1 rRNA gene is annotated in these 426 nt (G+C 46.9%); it reads right to left on the bottom strand.

Going from position 1 to position 426, the window contains the following annotated elements:
* Positions 1 to 339 precede the first annotated feature (339 nt).
* Positions 340 to 426 (bottom strand): 5S ribosomal RNA (rrf, locus tag I8746_RS26980); the annotation flags it as partial.

Below are 426 nucleotides of genomic sequence, written 5' to 3'. Positions count from 1 at the left end.
AGTCCGTACTCACAAGCACCCACACGAATTGCTTGATTCAATTTGTTAAAGAGCGTTTGGTTAAGAGCTTTTCGTCTCAACCGAGGCGCGCATTCTACGCTTTCCTCAGAGTCTGTCAAGTGTTTATTTTGAAGTTTTTCGAGAAACTCGTTTAACTTCAGACACTTGGCTCGCTTCGATGTCTCGTCGCGGGAGGTGAATAATACAGCATCCAAAAACGCTGTCAACCACCTTTTTACCACCACCAGCTGGCTGTTCAGCCTACCAGGAGAAGCGATAGCTTCTACTTAAAGACAAAACCCCTACCTGCATGCACAGATAGGGGTTTTGCGAAATGAATCTTGACGATGACCTACTCTCACATGGGGAAACCCCACACTACCATCGGCGATGCATCGTTTCACTACTGAGTTCGGGATGGGATCA

The sequence above is a fragment of the Pseudomonas sp. USTB-Z genome (genome assembly GCF_019691255.1).
GTDB classification, from domain to species: Bacteria; Pseudomonadota; Gammaproteobacteria; order Pseudomonadales; family Pseudomonadaceae; genus Aquipseudomonas; species Aquipseudomonas alloputida.
Note: the sequence above shows the minus strand (reverse complement) of the source record. Positions and strands in the feature narration are given on the sequence as shown.